A 15,018-nucleotide genomic window follows, 5' to 3' on the forward strand; every position below is an offset into this window, starting at 1 on the left:
AATTAGTTAATGACCAGCGTGTTGACGATGCTTTCCGCTTCGGTTTGCGCCTGCTGCTGGTTGTCCGCTGGCAGTGTGACCTGCAGGGTCAGCAGTTTGTCATCGACCTTACCGAGCAGCACGGAAGACCATGCGGTCTGCCCCTTGGCGGAGATGATGCTGTCCAGTTGCTGTAAGGTGTGCCCTTTAATCTCAATAGATTTGTTAGACACAACCTGCAGCTGCGGGTCGCGGCTGCGCTGCTGATCTTCCAGACGTTTGGACAGCACCGCCAGATCTTCATTAGTGCTGTCGCCAACAATCACGATCACCGCTTTCTGGCCGGTGGCGTCGGAATAGACGTGCATATTGTTGGCCTGGGTACCGAGCTTACCGCTCTGATCTGCCATACCCGCAGGCAGGGTGAAGCTCAGTTTACCATCCAGCAGGCTAATCGCCTGGCCGCTGGTGTTGCTCTCTGCTGCTGCCCCGACGGTCGGCGCTTTTGAATCGCTGTTATCACAGGCCGCAAGCCCCATAACCAGCAGGCCAATACCGACATATTTAACCAAATTGCGCATTGACATCTTCCTTTCGATAAACGGCCATTAACGGCTCATCCGGTTATCTTATCACAACCGTTAGCGAGTACCTTTAACCTGGCTGCAATGCCGACAAATCAGATTTATCCGCCAGTCTTTTCAACAGCATATTCAACAGCACGCCGTACATCGGCAGGAAGAAGACGATGCTGATGAGCACTTTAAAGCAGTAGTCGACGGTGGCGATTTCCCCCCAGTGGGCGGCCATAAACGGATCCGGGCTGCGCCAGAAGGCGATGAAGAAGAAAGCCAGGGTATCGCTGACGTTGCCAAACAGGGTCGACGCGGTCGGCGCCAGCCACCAGCGGCGATTCTGACGCAGGCGGTTGAAGACGTGGACATCGAGAATTTGCCCCAGCGCATAGGCCATAAAGCTGGCGGCGGCGATACGGGCAACGAACAGATTAAAGGTGCCCAGCGCGGCAAAGCCCTGCCACTCGCCCATGTAAAACAGCGCCGAAATGCCATAGGAAATAATCAGCGCCGGGATCATCACCGCGAAGATGATGCGTCGCGCCAGCGGGGCGCCAAAAATGCGTACCGTCAGATCGGTGGCGAGAAAAATAAAGGGAAAACTGAACGCGCCCCAGGTGGTATGAAAACCAAAAATGGAGATCGGCAGCTGGACCAGATAGTTGCTGGAGGTGATCACCAGCAGATGAAATAGCGAAAGCCAGACGAGCGCTTTCTTACGCTGTACGGTAGTAAAGGGATTCATATTGTGACCTTTTTATGCCCGTCATGCTTCACATCAATGAAGGAATCGGGAGCGGAACGTTGGGGTGAGGGAACCCAATTAAAAACGGCTGCATGATACTGCGTTGCGAGCGTAATGCAATGGTTGTTTTTCGCGCAAACGTTAACCTGGCTTGCGTACTGGCGAAGTGGGGGTAAACTAGGGCCGTTTTGTTGAAGTGAGATAAAAATGAGCGAACTTTTCTCCAGTCCTGACCATACGCTGGACGCCCTGGGGCTCCGCTGCCCGGAGCCGGTGATGATGGTGCGTAAAACCGTACGCACCATGCCGGTGGGCGAGACCCTGCTGATTATTGCCGACGACCCGGCCACCACCCGTGATATCCCCGGTTTTTGCCTCTTTATGGAGCATGAATTGGTGGCGCAGGAAACCGAAGCCCTGCCGTACCGTTATCTGATCCGTAAAAGCCACTGAGCCCATCCCGGATGGCGGCGCGTTGCGCCTTATCCGGGCTACCCAACGGTCTGGAACCGTAGCCCTGCTAAGCGTAGCGCGAGCAGGGAATACCCCCGGATGGCGGCGTGTTGCGCCTTATCCGGGCTACCCAAAGGCCTGGAATCGTAGCCCTGCTAAGCGCAGCGCGAGCAGGGAATATCCCCGGATAGCGGCGCGTTGCGCCTTATCCGGGCTACTCAATGGTCTGGAATCGTAGCCCTGCTAAGCGCAGCGCGAGCAGGGAATATCCCCGGATGGCGGCGCGTTGCGCCTTATCCGGGCTACCCTACGGTCCGCAACCGTAGCCCTGCTAAGCGCAGCGCGAGCAGGGAATACCCCCGGATGGCGGCGCGTTGCGCCTTATCCGGGCTACCCTACGGTCCGCAACCGTAGCCCTGCCAGGTGCAGTGCGAGCAGGGAATATCCCCGGATGGCGGCGCGTTGCGCCTTATCCGGGCTACCCAAAGGCTGGAACCGTAGCCCTGCTAAGCGCAGCGCGAGCAGGGAATCCCCCCGGATGGCGGCGCGTTGCGCCTTATCCGGGCTACCCTACGGTCCGCAACCGTAGCCCTGCCAGGTGCAGTGCGAGCAGGGAATATCGCTTCAACATTACTTTTTACGCAATAACCGCAGTGCGTTAGCCGTTACCAGCACCGTCGCGCCGGTATCCGCCAGCACCGCCAGCCACAACCCGGTCAGGCCGAGAAGGGTCGTGACGAGGAAAATCCCCTTCAACCCTAAAGCGATGGCGATATTCTGGCGAATATTGGCATGGGTGGCGCGAGCCAGCGAAATCATCTGCGCCAGGCCGGTGAGGCGGTTATGGGTTAGCGCCGCGTCGGCGGTCTCCAGCGCTACATCGGTGCCGCTGCCCATCGCAATACCGATGGTTGCCGCTTTCATCGCCGGGGCATCGTTGATACCGTCGCCGACCATAGCCAGCGGCGCATTGGCGTTAAGCGCCATCACCGCTTGCACTTTGTCTGCCGGCAGCAATCCGGCGCGGAACTCCAGACCCAGTTCATTGGCGATAGCCGCCGCAGCGCGCGGGTTATCCCCGGTAAGAATCACTCCTTGCACACCCAATTGATGCAGCTCATCCACCGCCTGACGCGCATCGTCGCGCAGGGTATCGCGCAGCGCCAGAATGCCGAGCAGCGTATCATCGCGCATCACCAGCACCACCGTCTGTCCGGCGCTCTCCAGTTGCTGGATCTGCGCCTCATGCTCAGCAGATGCAGCCTTACTGGCCGCGCAGATTAAGATGCGGCTGCCGTTGACCTCGGCCTCTATCCCGGAACCGGCCAGCGCCCGCTGGTTGTGCGCAACGGGAATAGTCAGCTTACGCTGCTGCGCTTCGCGGATGATAGCCTGCGCCAGCGGGTGGCTGGAGCCTTGTTCAACCGCTGCCGCCAGCGCCAGCAGGCCGTTTTCATCAACGTTGGCGGCGGCGATAACGCGGGTGACCTGCGGTTGGCCGATGGTCAGAGTACCGGTTTTATCGAACGCCACCTGGCGCACCTGGCCCAATTGTTCCAGCGCCGCGCCGCCTTTAATCAGCGCCCCGCGCCGCGCGGCGACCGCCAGACCGGAGGTAATCGCCGCCGGGGTAGAGATGACCAGCGCGCAAGGGCAGCCGATTAACAGCAGCGTTAAGCCTTTATAGATCCACGGGAGCCAGGCGCTGGCGAAGAACAGCGGCGGTACGATGGCAACCAGCAGGGCGACCACCATAATGGCCGGGGTGTAGATCCGGCTGAAGCGATCGATGAAGCGCTCAATCGGCGCCCGGCGCTCCTCGGCTTCTTCAATCAGTTTGAGGATCCGGTCAATGGCGCTATCGCCCGGTTCGGAGATAACGGTCAACTGTACCAGGCGATCGACGCTGGTGGCGCCGGCGGCTACGCGCTCGCCGGCTTTACGCTCCACCGGTACCGATTCGCCGGTCAGCGCGCTTTCGTCAAAACTGGCAAACGGCGATAGCAGCTCGCCATCGGCCGGCAGACGCCCGCCGGCGGCGACCTCAATCACATCGCCGGGGCGAAGGTCACGTTGGGCGACGGTCTCACGCTCGCCGTTGCGCAGGCGAACGGCGGTATCAGGTTTGAGCGCCATCAGGGCGCTCACGCCTTGGCGCGCGCGGCTGGCGGCCCAGCCTTCAAGCCGTTCGCCGATCAGAAACAGCAGCAGAACCATTGCCGCTTCGGCGGTGGCGCCGATAAACAACGCGCCGATAGCGGCAACGCTCATCAGCGTTTCAATGGCAAACCAGCTGCCGCTTTTAATCAACCGCAGCGCCTGGCGGGCAACCGGCCACAGGCCGACGAGGGTAGTGGCGACAAACGCCAGCTTGCCGAACGGGTGGTTAAACTGCTCGAGCCCCCAGCTGAGCGCCATCATCACTACCAGACTCAATAACGCCAGGTTTTCCTGCAGCCATGAACGTTGCGGTTTCTCTTCCTGCGGCGCGTCAGCATCGCGCAGGGTATAACCCGCGGCGCGTACCGCGTTTTCGACCTGCGAACGGATATCGCTTTCGGCATTGACCAGCAGCTTCTCGGTGGCGAACAGCACCTGCACCTGGCTGACGCCGTCGATTTGGCGCACGGCGGTTTCCACCTTACGAGCGCAGGCCGCGCAGTCCATGCCGTCTACCTGCCAGCTATAACGGGCGCCGTTGAGCGGCTGTTCAGCGGCGGCGGTTTCCCCGGCGCAGGCGCGATCGGTACAGCAGCTTTCAGCGGGCTCTGTCGCCGGGGTAAATTTGAATGACGAGAACTGGGGGACTTTTTTGTCCTGAGATTCTGGTGTCGACATGGCACCCTCCGGGTAATGATAATTTTCTCATTACCCGCAGGATACACTCTGGAGTCGACTCCAGAGTCAAGCAGTAAATTACAGATATAGCGCGCGAACGATCAGGAAGTGCCCGGCAAAGTAGAAGGCCGCGGAAATGGCGTTATCGGCGCGGAAGCGACGGCGATAGTGGCTAATCAGCCAGACGGCGTTACCCAACAGCAGCGAAGCGGCGCCAAGGAATCCGGAGAGCGCGGTATCGGTCGGCCGCACGAACCACAGTTCGCCCGCCAGCCACACCATCACCAGCGTCATACCGATAAAGGTTAATACCGGCATGCGCATCTCTTCCAGACGCGTCCAGATAATCGCCAGCAGCAGCGCGCCGAGCACCAACAGGACCAGCGGCAGCGGCCAGAAGAACGATAGCGTCATCTGGCTGGCGAACCAGATCGTATACAGCAGATGAGAGAGGAAGAATGCGCCGACCGCGTACATCACCCGCTGGCGCGGCAGCAGGGTTAACGCATCGCCGAGCAGCGAAGCGCACAGGCCCGCCAGCACCAGGTAGCTAATGGCGTTGAACATCGGCGCCTGCCAGGCTAACAGCAGCAACAGAAGCAGGGTGACCGGTTTAAAGACCCAGCGCTGCCAGGCTGGCCCACGATAGGACGCATCGACGTACAGCCATGCGGAGAAACAGACAGCAATAAACGACCAAAGCATAGTAAGTCCCTGTATCTGTTATCATTAAATAAGCGATTACGCTTACGGTACCGGATCTCAGTGTAGTGGTTTGGGCCAGAAGATGACAACGTTATTCAATGCGCGTTATCCTTATTCCTGATAATTCTTATGGGTACGCAAATGAGTAAAGTTCCGCTATTTTTTGTGCTGGTGGTCGCGGTGATTGTGGTGGCGGCCTCGTTTCGCTACGTGCAGCAGCGCCGGGAGAAAATGGATAACGACGCCGCGCCGCTGCTGCAGAAGCGGGTGGTGGTCAGCAATAAGCGGGAAAAGGTGATTAACGATCGTCGCTCGCGCCAGCAGACGGTGACGCCAGCCGGAAGCGAGATGCGTTATGAAGCGAGCTTCCGCCCGGAAAATGGCGGACTGGAAGTGGTGTTCCGCCTTGATGCGCCGCAATACCACGCGCTGAGCGTTGGCGACCGGGGAATGCTGAGCTATAAGGGCTCTAAATTCGTCGACTTTGTTGCCGATAACTGAGCCCTCGATTAACCGTTACTTCTTCTTCAGCGTGGCCTTCAGCTTTTTCTGCCAGGCCACCAGTTCAAATACGCCGAAGATGAAAATACGAATCTGCTCAAAACGGCTCAGCGGCGGCGCATCTTTCGTTTGCGTCGCTTTCAACAGCGTCAGCTGCAGGCCATGCATCAGAATCATAAAAATCAGCGCCACGTTAACGAAGATATTCAGCGGTTTTGGGAAAGGTTGAAACAGGTTCAACAGCAAAAACGCCCAAACGCATAGCATCAGCAGGCGGCCTAAATTAATCAGCATGGTTTTCTCCTTGTGCCTCGCGTTGATACAGGCGGTAGGCGACCTGTCCGGCGACTTTTTCGCGATACAGCTGCCAGTTTGCCGGAACCGGCGGTAGTCCGTTTTCTACTTCGCTCTCGACATAAATCAGCGCTTCATCAGCGAGCCAGTGGTTTTTTTCCAGCAGGCTGAGCGTTTCTTCCAGCAGCCCTTTGCGGAAGGGGGGATCGACGAAGACAATGTGGTGCGGCGTGCCCGGCTGGCTGAGAAACGCCAGCGTGTTGGTGTTGACCACCTTGCCGTTGCTGGCTTTCAGCGTCGCGAGATTTTTTTGTAGCTGCTGCGCGACGCCGCGCTCCATTTCCAGTAGCGTGGTGCTGGCGGCATAGCGTGATAGCGCTTCCAGCCCCAGCGCGCCGCTGCCGGCGAAGCAGTCAAGGCAGTGGGCGTCGACCATCGACGGCGCCAGCCAGTTAAAAAGCGTTTCCCGAACCCGGTCGGTGGTCGGGCGCAGACCCGGGCTCTCCGGCACCGGTAATTTACGGCCCCGCCACTGTCCGCCAATAATGCGGATCTGGCCGCTGCCTGCGTGATTTGGTTTCTTCATCTCTTTGCTCAAGTCTCAACTTCCAGCCTGCTATTCTAACGATCGAAGACCATTGACGAAACCTTAATCCGGGGGCGGTGATGCGAGTTAAGTTAAGTGATAGACTATCCAACTAATTTCATCATTTTTTCAGCTTCTGAATCGGTTGTATCGAAGCTGCGCCATGAATAAACAGCGAGGAGTGTGGTCGCAAATGGCAAAAGAGAAAAAACGTGGCTTCTTTTCCTGGCTGGGCTTTGGGCAAAAAGAACAGGCTCAGGAAAGCGAAACAGAACAAAAAGTAGAAGAACAACAAGAGGTTGCGGAACAGACTCCGGCGGCGGAAACGCCTGCGGAAACCGTACCCGCGGCGGAAACGGTAAAAGAAGACCCGGAGGCCTTTGCTGCCGAGGTCGTAGAAGTTACCGAACAAGTTGTTGAGAGCGAACTGCCGCATCCGGTGGCGACCGAAGCCGTTTCGCAAGAAAACGTGGCTGAATCGCCAGTGGCGGAAGAAATTTCTGTCCCAGAGACCGCAGTTGAAGAAGAGCCGGTTGTTCCTGCGGTAGAAGAAAAAGTCGCTGAACCGCTGGTTGAAGAGGTGATTGCCGAGCCGGTTATCGCCGAAGCGGTCGCTGAACAGACGCCGGAAGAGGTTATCGTCGCGGAGCCTGAAGTCATCGAAGATGAGGTCCTCCCGGAAGAGTCTGAAGCCGAATTAAGCGATGAAGAGCTTGAAGCGCAGGCGCTGGCGGCGCAAGACGTCGAAGAGGCGCCGGAAGAGCTGGCGGAAGAAGACGCGGAAACTCAGGAAGCGCCGCAGCAGGAGCAGGAAAAACCGACTAAAGAAGGTTTCTTCGCCCGCTTAAAACGCAGCCTGGTGAAAACCAAACAGAATCTGGGTTCCGGGTTTATCAGCCTGTTCCGCGGTAAAAAAATCGACGACGATCTGTTTGAAGAGCTGGAAGAACAGCTGCTGATTGCCGACGTTGGGGTGGAAACCACGCGTAAGATTATTACCAATCTTACCGAGGGGGCCAGCCGTAAGCAGCTGCGCGACGCCGAGGCGTTATACGGTCTGCTGAAAGAAGAGATGAGCGAGATCCTGACGAAAGTTGAGGAACCGCTGAATGTTGAAGGGAAAACGCCATTTGTTATTCTGATGGTCGGCGTTAATGGCGTGGGTAAAACCACCACCATCGGTAAGCTGGCGCGTCAGTTCGAGCAGCAGGGTAAATCAGTGATGCTGGCGGCGGGGGATACCTTCCGCGCGGCGGCGGTGGAACAGCTGCAGGTCTGGGGCCAGCGTAACGAGATCCCGGTGATTGCCCAGCATACCGGCGCTGATTCAGCCTCGGTTATTTTTGACGCCATTCAGGCGGCGAAAGCGCGCAATATTGATGTGCTGATTGCCGATACCGCGGGTCGTCTGCAGAATAAATCGCACCTGATGGAAGAACTGAAGAAGATTGTCCGCGTAATGAAGAAACTGGATGTCGACGCGCCGCATGAAGTCATGCTGACCATCGACGCCAGCACCGGGCAGAACGCGATAAGCCAGGCCAAACTGTTCCACGAAGCGGTGGGGCTGACCGGCATTACGTTGACTAAGCTTGACGGAACCGCGAAGGGCGGGGTTATCTTCTCAGTGGCTGACCAGTTCAGTATTCCGATTCGCTATATTGGCGTCGGCGAACGTATTGAAGATCTGCGTCCGTTTAATGCGGGCGACTTTATTGAGGCACTTTTTGCCCGAGAGGATTAAGAATGATTCGCTTTGAACAAGTCAGCAAAGCCTATCTCGGTGGGAGACAAGCGCTGCAGGGGGTGACGTTCCACCTGCAGCAGGGCGAGATGGCGTTCCTGACCGGCCATTCCGGCGCGGGGAAAAGTACCTTGCTGAAGCTTATCTGTGGTATCGAACGGCCGAGCGCCGGGAAAATTCTGTTCAGCGGCCATGATATCAGCCGCCTGAAGAGCCGCGAGGTGCCGTTCCTGCGCCGCCAAATCGGCATGATTTTCCAGGACCACCACCTGCTGATGGATCGCACCGTGTTCGATAATGTGGCGATCCCGCTGATTATCGCCGGCGCCAGCGGCGATGATATTCGCCGTCGCGTATCCGCAGCGCTGGATAAAGTCGGGCTGCTGGACAAAGCGAAAAATTTCCCCATCCAACTCTCCGGCGGTGAGCAACAGCGCGTGGGCATTGCCCGCGCGGTGGTCAACAAGCCGGCGGTGCTGCTGGCGGATGAACCGACCGGTAACCTCGATGAGGCGCTCTCGGAAGGGATTTTACGTCTGTTTGAAGAGTTTAACCGCGTAGGTGTAACGGTACTGATGGCGACGCACGACCTGGGGCTTATTTCCAGCCGTCCGTACCGCGTCCTGACGCTGAGCGACGGTCATATGCATGGAGGCCATCGGGGTGAATAAGCGCGACGCAGTGAACCAGATTCGCCAGTTCGGCAGCAAGTTCGATCGTCTCCGTAACGCCACGGGCGGCGGCAACGGCGGACGCAATGCGCCAAAACGGCCAAAAGCGGCGCCGAACCCGGCATCGCGGAAGAGTAACGTCTTTAACGAGCAGGTGCGCTACGCCTGGCACGGCGCGTTACAGGATTTAAAAAGCACGCCGCTGGCGACCTTCCTCACCATCATGGTAATCGCCATTTCGCTGACGCTGCCGAGCGTCTGCTATATGGTCTACAAAAACGTCAATAGCGCGGCGTCGCAGTATTATCCGTCACCGCAGATCACCGTCTACCTGGAAAAAACGCTGGATGACGATGCGGCGGCGCGGGTGGTTGGCCAGCTGCAGGCGGAGCAGGGCGTTGAGAAGGTAAATTATCTGTCGCGCGATGAGGCGCTGGGCGAGTTCCGCAACTGGTCCGGGTTCGGCGGCGCGCTGGATATGCTGGAAGAGAACCCGCTGCCGGCGGTAGCGATTGTGGTGCCGAAGCTCGATTTCCAGAATACCGATTCGCTTAACACCCTGCGCGATCGCGTCTCCCGTATTCAGGGGGTCGACGAAGTGCGTATGGACGATAGCTGGTTTGCGCGCCTGGCGTCGCTGACCGGTCTGGTTGGCCGGGTGTCGGCGATGATCGGCGTGCTGATGATTGCCGCGGTGTTCCTGGTGATTGGCAACAGCGTGCGCCTGAGCATCTTCGCCCGTCGCGATACCATTAACGTCCAGAAGCTGATCGGCGCTACCGACGGTTTCATCCTGCGTCCGTTCCTTTATGGCGGCGCGCTGCTGGGTTTCGCCGGGGCGTTTTTGTCGCTGATCCTGTCGGAGATTCTGGTGATGCGCCTCTCCTCGGCGGTGACCGAAGTGGCGAAAGTGTTCGGCACCAAATTCGAACTCAGCGGTTTAGGCTTCGATGAGTGTTTGCTGATGCTAATCGTCTGCTCGATGATTGGCTGGGTCGCAGCCTGGCTGGCGACGGTGCAACATTTACGTCACTTTACCCCCGACTAAAAATTTTCTGGTATAATCTTTCCCTGCACTGAATATCTCTCTGCAGGGAAAGAGTCCCTGTTCGCCTCTTCCCTAATCTTTCATCTCCATGTCACATTTTGTGCGTAATTTACTCACAACGTTGCATGGAACTTGTGGATAAAATCACTGTCTGATACTACTGTGGGTGATATTCTCGTTGCTCATAAATGCTGGCATGTTTGTTGCCTGATGGGGACAAGATCATGTCAGACACTATCGATTGAGAGGATTTGAATGACCAAAGAAATGCAAACTTTAGCTTTAGCCCCCGTTGGTAACCTGGAATCGTACATCCGGGCCGCTAACACTTGGCCGATGTTATCGGCTGATGAAGAGCGGGAGCTTGCTGAAAAGCTGCATTACCAGGGCGATCTGGAAGCAGCGAAAAAGCTGATTCTGTCTCACCTGCGCTTTGTTGTTCATATTGCTCGTAACTACTCGGGCTATGGCCTGCCGCAGGCGGACCTGATTCAGGAAGGCAACATCGGTCTGATGAAAGCCGTACGTCGTTTCAACCCGGAAGTGGGTGTGCGACTGGTTTCCTTCGCCGTGCACTGGATTAAAGCGGAAATCCACGAATACGTGCTGCGTAACTGGCGTATCGTTAAAGTCGCAACCACCAAAGCGCAGCGTAAGCTGTTCTTCAACCTGCGTAAAACCAAGCAGCGTCTGGGCTGGTTTAACCAGGACGAAGTAGAGATGGTTGCCCGCGAGCTGGGTGTGTCGAGCAAAGACGTGCGTGAGATGGAATCACGTATGGCAGCGCAGGACATGACCTTTGATATGTCGTCCGATGACGAATCCGACAGCCAGCCGATGGCGCCGGTGCTCTATCTGCAGGACAAAACGTCTAACTTTGCCGACGGCATCGAAGACGATAACTGGGAAGAGCAGGCTGCTAATAAACTGACTGACGCGATGCAGGGCCTGGACGAGCGTAGCCAGGACATCATCCGCGCTCGCTGGCTGGACGAGGACAACAAGTCCACGCTGCAGGAGCTGGCGGATCGTTATGGCGTCTCGGCTGAACGTGTTCGTCAGCTGGAAAAGAACGCGATGAAAAAACTGCGCGCCGCTATCGAAGCCTAATCTTCGTCTTTCAGCGCCGTAGTGAATTGAGCCTCTGCTGTTTCAGCGGGGGCTTTTTGTTTTATATCCCCGTCATACCCGTTTCCCCTCTCCGCGCGAATTGCCGCGACGTTTTACTTCAGTCACATAACTTTTACATCTCCTGCAAATTGTTGTTTCAAATTCTGAAAAATGGGGTATGTTTTGGCATAGTGTGCTGCAAAAGCGCAGGCGGCAGACCCAAATACAGCCATACTATTCTTGGTATGGACTAAAAATCAGAATAATGCGCTAACAAACAACATCACAACAAATGCAAAAACCATAATAATGGGGAGCCTCAGGATGAATATGAAGGGTAAAGCGTTACTGGCAGGATGTATTGCTTTAATTATGAGCGGTTCCGCGCTGGCGGAAGACATTAAAATTGCCGTCGTGGGAGCGATGTCCGGCCCGGTTGCCCAGTATGGCGACCAGGAATTTACCGGCGCGGAGCAGGCGGTAGCTGATATCAACGCCAAGGGCGGTATCAAAGGCAATAAATTGCAGATCGTAAAATATGACGATGCCTGCGACCCGAAACAAGCGGTGGCGGTTGCGAACAAAGTGGTGAATGACGGCATTAAATACGTTATCGGTCACCTGTGTTCCTCATCCACTCAGCCGGCGTCTGACATCTATGAAGATGAAGGCATCCTGATGATTACCCCGGCGGCAACCGCGCCGGAACTGACGGCGCGCGGCTATAAGCTGATTCTGCGCACCACCGGTCTCGATTCCGATCAGGGGCCGACGGCGGCGAAATATATTCTCGGCACGGTGAAGCCGCAGCGCATTGCCGTCGTTCATGACAAACAGCAATATGGCGAAGGGCTGGCGCGCTCGGTTCAGGAAAACCTGAAGAAAGGCGGCGCCAACGTGGTGTTCTTTGACGGAATCACCGCCGGTGAGAAAGATTTCTCTACCCTGGTGGCGCGCCTTAAGAAAGAAAATATCGACTTCGTCTACTACGGCGGTTATCACCCGGAAATGGGGCAGATCCTGCGCCAGGCACGGGCTGCCGGCCTGAAAACCCAGTTTATGGGTCCGGAAGGCGTGGCTAACGTTTCCCTGTCTAATATCGCCGGCGAGTCGGCAGAAGGCCTGCTGGTCACCAAACCGAAAAACTACGATCAGGTTCCGGCGAACAAACCGATTGTGGATGCTATCAAAGCGAAGAAACAGGATCCGAGCGGCGCCTTCGTGTGGACCACCTATGCGGCACTGCAGTCGCTGCAGGCGGGGTTAAATCAGTCTGAAGATCCGGCGGAAATCGCGAAATACCTGAAAGGGGCGAAGGTGGATACCGTTATGGGGCCGCTGTCGTGGGATGAGAAAGGCGACCTGAAAGGGTTCGAGTTCGGCGTGTTTACCTGGCATGCTAACGGTACAGCGACCGACGCCAAATAATTTAACCGGCGCCTTTCACGCCGCAGATGCGTTGTCTGCGGCCCTCAACCCCGGTCACTTACTGATGTAAGCTCCCGGGGATTTCGGGTCTTGACGCCTTGCTGCAACGCGAAATGCTGGGTTAAATGTGGGGGAGCCTTTCACGCCGCAGATGCATTGTCTGCGGCCCTCAACCCCGGTCACTTACTGATGTAAGCTCCCGGGGATTTCGGGTCTTGACGCCTTGCTGCGACGCGAAATGCTGGGTTAAATGTGGAGGAGCCTTTCACGCCGTAGATGCGTTGTCTGACCCCGGTTGCGCTGCGCTTACCGGGGCTACAATTTGCAGGTAGCCCGGCTAAGCGAAGCGCCGCCGGGTTCTTCCTTGGTCACGCTGCGTTTATTAGGGCTACGGCCTAATGCTTTTCCCAACCATTCTGCTGGGCGCTGAAACCGAGCGCCTGCATAAATGCCGCCATCACGCCGCGGTCTTCCACCCCCCTATCGGCAACGCGCCAGCTATTGATATTCGGGTTATCGCTTAACGTCTCTTCCACTAAATATTGCCCCACGCCGCGGCGGCGGGTGACTTCACGCACGCACAGATCGCTGAGCTCGCCTTCGACGCCGCGCAGGGTAACGCGTACGGCGCCGAGCAGACGTTCGTTAAAGCGGGCGGCGTAAATACGATGGTTTTCATCCAGCATCAGCGCCGCAGGATCCTGCGACGGCCAGATTTTGCCTAAATCAATGCGATCCTGATCGCTGAAGTGCTGTAAACGGATAATGGTGAGCTTCATACGCGGCAGTTCCAGTCAAAACAGATGCGACAGTGTACTCAAATTTCTTGTTTGGCGGGGCGCTGTTTTGCACTCATTCATTAGGGGATTCGTTTTCCTGGTTGCGTGGGGGTAGCGCAATACATTATGGATCGAAAAATAAGCAGAATTTTAACCTGATATGTAGCGTTTTATTCCGCCTTATATGCCGTTATTTTATGCTGTGAACTGGACTTTTTTTTGTTTATCTTCGCCTTAAACCAGAATATTATCTTTTCTTAATCACCTGAAAAATAGAGATTTTAATCATAATTCAGGTAAAAAACTGCGCTAAACCATTAAACTTCATGGTAAAAATGGCGTTGTTTAATAAAAGCACAGAATGCTTTTTAACCATAAAAATACAAAACATTTACACCACATCACGAACGGGGTTCTGAAGCATGAAAAGGAACGCGAAAACGATCGTCGCGGGAGTCGTTGCATTAGCGATTTCCCACGCGGCGATGGCAAAGGATATTAAAGTCGCCGTCGTCGGCGCGATGTCTGGCCCGGTTGCCCAGTGGGGCGATATGGAATTCAACGGCGCGCGCCAGGCGATTAAAGACATTAACGCCAGCGGCGGCATTAAAGGCGACAAACTGGTTGGCGTTGAGTATGACGACGCCTGCGACCCGAAACAGGCGGTCGCGGTCGCTAACAAAATCGTCAATGACGGCATTCAGTACGTTATTGGTCACCTGTGTTCCTCTTCTACCCAGCCGGCTTCGGATATCTATGAAGACGAAGGTATCCTGATGATCTCCCCGGGGGCGACCAACCCTGAGCTGACCCAGCGTGGCTACCAGTACATCATGCGGACCGCCGGGCTTGACTCTTCCCAGGGGCCGACCGCCGCGAAATATATCCTCGAACACGTGAAGCCGCAGCGTATTGCGATTATTCATGACAAGCAGCAGTACGGCGAAGGGCTGGCGCGTTCCGTGCAGGACAACCTGAAGAAAGCCGGCGCCAATATCGTCTTCTTTGATGGCATCACCGCCGGTGAGAAAGACTTCTCCGCGCTGCTGGCGCGCCTGAAGAAAGAGAACATCGACTTCGTCTACTACGGCGGCTACTACCCGGAAATGGGGCAGATGCTGCGCCAGGCGCGCTCCGTCGGCCTGAAAACGCAGTTTATGGGGCCGGAAGGCGTCGGTAACGCCTCGCTGTCCAACATCGCCGGCGCGGCGGCGGAAGGTATGCTGGTGACGATGCCAAAACGCTATGACCAGGATCCGGCCAACAGCGCTATTGTTGATGCGCTGAAATCGGATAAAAAAGATCCGAGCGGCCCGTACGTCTGGATCACCTATGCCGCCGTTCAGTCGCTGGCGCAGGCGATGGACAGAACCGGCAGCCAGCAGCCGCTGGATTTAATTAAAGATTTGAAAGCTCACGGCGCGAAGACCGTGATTGGGCCGCTGAATTGGGATGAAAAAGGCGATCTGAAGGGATTTGAATTTGGTGTCTTCCAGTGGCACGCGGATGGTTCATCCACCGTCGCTAAGTAAGACGCGTTATCCCACCGCCCGCACCGCGCG

15 protein-coding genes are annotated in these 15,018 nt (G+C 56.5%); 8 read left to right on the forward strand and 7 right to left on the reverse strand.

Features of this window, described 5'->3' with window-relative positions:
- Positions 1-2 precede the first annotated feature (2 nt).
- Complete coding sequence (locus tag AC22LX_RS17990; RefSeq protein WP_045397026.1) at positions 3-560, reverse strand: DcrB family lipoprotein; 558 nt, start codon at positions 558-560, stop codon at positions 3-5.
- Positions 561-633: 73 nt separating this feature from the next.
- A complete protein-coding gene (locus AC22LX_RS17995) occupies positions 634-1,299 on the reverse strand; it encodes a 7-cyano-7-deazaguanine/7-aminomethyl-7-deazaguanine transporter (RefSeq protein ID WP_045375765.1) in 666 nt (221 codons plus the stop codon).
- Between the two features lie 207 nt (positions 1,300-1,506).
- On the opposite strand from AC22LX_RS17995, the gene tusA reads away from it, so the two are divergent.
- Positions 1,507-1,752 carry a sulfurtransferase TusA gene (tusA, locus tag AC22LX_RS18000; protein WP_015703711.1) on the forward strand — a complete coding sequence of 82 codons (246 nt, stop codon included), beginning with the start codon at positions 1,507-1,509 and terminating at the stop codon, positions 1,750-1,752.
- 630 nt (positions 1,753-2,382) lie between these two features.
- On the opposite strand, the gene zntA is transcribed toward tusA, so the two are convergent.
- Positions 2,383-4,590: a Zn(II)/Cd(II)/Pb(II) translocating P-type ATPase ZntA gene (zntA, locus tag AC22LX_RS18005; protein WP_213292966.1), complete on the reverse strand. Its 2,208-nt coding sequence runs from the start codon at positions 4,588-4,590 to the stop codon at positions 2,383-2,385.
- A gap of 78 nt (positions 4,591-4,668) precedes the next feature.
- A complete protein-coding gene (locus tag AC22LX_RS18010; protein WP_015369312.1) occupies positions 4,669-5,295 on the reverse strand; it encodes a lysoplasmalogenase in 627 nt (208 codons plus the stop codon).
- 141 nt (positions 5,296-5,436) lie between these two features.
- Between AC22LX_RS18010 and AC22LX_RS18015 the strand changes: the two genes are divergently transcribed.
- Positions 5,437-5,796, forward strand: a complete 360-nt coding sequence (locus AC22LX_RS18015; protein ID WP_020077761.1) for a DUF2500 domain-containing protein — start codon at positions 5,437-5,439, stop codon at positions 5,794-5,796.
- Positions 5,797-5,811: 15 nt separating this feature from the next.
- On the opposite strand, the gene AC22LX_RS18020 is transcribed toward AC22LX_RS18015, so the two are convergent.
- Both AC22LX_RS18020 and rsmD read right to left on the reverse strand, forming a co-directional pair.
- Complete coding sequence (locus AC22LX_RS18020) at positions 5,812-6,090, reverse strand: DUF1145 family protein (RefSeq protein WP_015369314.1); 279 nt, start codon at positions 6,088-6,090, stop codon at positions 5,812-5,814.
- On the reverse strand, positions 6,080-6,676 hold the full coding sequence (rsmD, locus tag AC22LX_RS18025) for a 16S rRNA (guanine(966)-N(2))-methyltransferase (protein WP_015703709.1): 597 nt from the start codon (positions 6,674-6,676) through the stop codon (positions 6,080-6,082). Before rsmD ends, AC22LX_RS18020 begins: the two co-directional genes overlap by 11 nt.
- Positions 6,677-6,869: 193 nt before the next feature.
- Here rsmD and ftsY point away from each other — a divergent pair, with 193 nt between their 5' ends.
- The 5 genes from ftsY (at position 6,870) to livJ (ending at position 12,677) form a co-directional block, all read left to right on the forward strand.
- Entirely contained in the window at positions 6,870-8,420 is a 1,551-nt protein-coding gene (gene ftsY, locus AC22LX_RS18030) for a signal recognition particle-docking protein FtsY (protein ID WP_049060312.1), read from the forward strand.
- Positions 8,421-8,422: 2 nt separating this feature from the next.
- Positions 8,423-9,091 carry a cell division ATP-binding protein FtsE gene (gene ftsE / locus AC22LX_RS18035; protein WP_015369317.1) on the forward strand — a complete coding sequence of 223 codons (669 nt, stop codon included), beginning with the start codon at positions 8,423-8,425 and terminating at the stop codon, positions 9,089-9,091.
- Positions 9,084-10,139: a permease-like cell division protein FtsX gene (gene ftsX / locus AC22LX_RS18040; protein ID WP_015369318.1), complete on the forward strand. Its 1,056-nt coding sequence runs from the start codon at positions 9,084-9,086 to the stop codon at positions 10,137-10,139. Before ftsE ends, ftsX begins: the two co-directional genes overlap by 8 nt.
- Positions 10,140-10,394: 255 nt before the next feature.
- Positions 10,395-11,249: an RNA polymerase sigma factor RpoH gene (gene rpoH, locus AC22LX_RS18045; RefSeq protein ID WP_002920815.1), complete on the forward strand. Its 855-nt coding sequence runs from the start codon at positions 10,395-10,397 to the stop codon at positions 11,247-11,249.
- A gap of 324 nt (positions 11,250-11,573) precedes the next feature.
- Complete coding sequence (livJ, locus tag AC22LX_RS18050) at positions 11,574-12,677, forward strand: branched chain amino acid ABC transporter substrate-binding protein LivJ (protein WP_015369319.1); 1,104 nt, start codon at positions 11,574-11,576, stop codon at positions 12,675-12,677.
- Between the two features lie 395 nt (positions 12,678-13,072).
- Here the strand turns inward: livJ and panM are convergent, their stop codons facing one another.
- Positions 13,073-13,456, reverse strand: coding sequence for an aspartate 1-decarboxylase autocleavage activator PanM (gene panM, locus AC22LX_RS18055; protein WP_045394817.1), 384 nt, complete (start codon positions 13,454-13,456; stop codon positions 13,073-13,075).
- A gap of 422 nt (positions 13,457-13,878) precedes the next feature.
- On the opposite strand from panM, the gene livK reads away from it, so the two are divergent.
- Positions 13,879-14,988 (forward strand): high-affinity branched-chain amino acid ABC transporter substrate-binding protein LivK, encoded by a 1,110-nt coding sequence (gene livK, locus AC22LX_RS18060; protein ID WP_487334126.1) that lies wholly within the window; start codon positions 13,879-13,881, stop codon positions 14,986-14,988.
- Positions 14,989-15,018 lie beyond the last annotated feature (30 nt).

It is taken from the genome of Klebsiella sp. PK01, assembly GCF_057624675.1.

What these genes read in the sequence shown, in the direction of transcription:
- tusA (WP_015703711.1), top strand. Translation starts at nt 1,507, where the DNA reads ATGAGCGAACTTTTCTCCAGTCCTGACCATACGCTGGACGCCCTGGGG.
- AC22LX_RS18020 (WP_015369314.1), bottom strand. Translation starts at nt 6,090, where the DNA reads ATGCTGATTAATTTAGGCCGCCTGCTGATGCTATGCGTTTGGGCGTTT.
- ftsE (WP_015369317.1), top strand. Translation starts at nt 8,423, where the DNA reads ATGATTCGCTTTGAACAAGTCAGCAAAGCCTATCTCGGTGGGAGACAA.
- panM (WP_045394817.1), bottom strand. Translation starts at nt 13,456, where the DNA reads ATGAAGCTCACCATTATCCGTTTACAGCACTTCAGCGATCAGGATCGC.
- livJ (WP_015369319.1), top strand. Translation starts at nt 11,574, where the DNA reads ATGAATATGAAGGGTAAAGCGTTACTGGCAGGATGTATTGCTTTAATT.
- livK (WP_487334126.1), top strand. Translation starts at nt 13,879, where the DNA reads ATGAAAAGGAACGCGAAAACGATCGTCGCGGGAGTCGTTGCATTAGCG.
- zntA (WP_213292966.1), bottom strand. Translation starts at nt 4,590, where the DNA reads ATGTCGACACCAGAATCTCAGGACAAAAAAGTCCCCCAGTTCTCGTCA.
- rpoH (WP_002920815.1), top strand. Translation starts at nt 10,395, where the DNA reads ATGACCAAAGAAATGCAAACTTTAGCTTTAGCCCCCGTTGGTAACCTG.
- AC22LX_RS18015 (WP_020077761.1), top strand. Translation starts at nt 5,437, where the DNA reads ATGAGTAAAGTTCCGCTATTTTTTGTGCTGGTGGTCGCGGTGATTGTG.
- ftsY (WP_049060312.1), top strand. Translation starts at nt 6,870, where the DNA reads ATGGCAAAAGAGAAAAAACGTGGCTTCTTTTCCTGGCTGGGCTTTGGG.
- AC22LX_RS17995 (WP_045375765.1), bottom strand. Translation starts at nt 1,299, where the DNA reads ATGAATCCCTTTACTACCGTACAGCGTAAGAAAGCGCTCGTCTGGCTT.
- AC22LX_RS18010 (WP_015369312.1), bottom strand. Translation starts at nt 5,295, where the DNA reads ATGCTTTGGTCGTTTATTGCTGTCTGTTTCTCCGCATGGCTGTACGTC.
- AC22LX_RS17990 (WP_045397026.1), bottom strand. Translation starts at nt 560, where the DNA reads ATGCGCAATTTGGTTAAATATGTCGGTATTGGCCTGCTGGTTATGGGG.
- rsmD (WP_015703709.1), bottom strand. Translation starts at nt 6,676, where the DNA reads ATGAAGAAACCAAATCACGCAGGCAGCGGCCAGATCCGCATTATTGGC.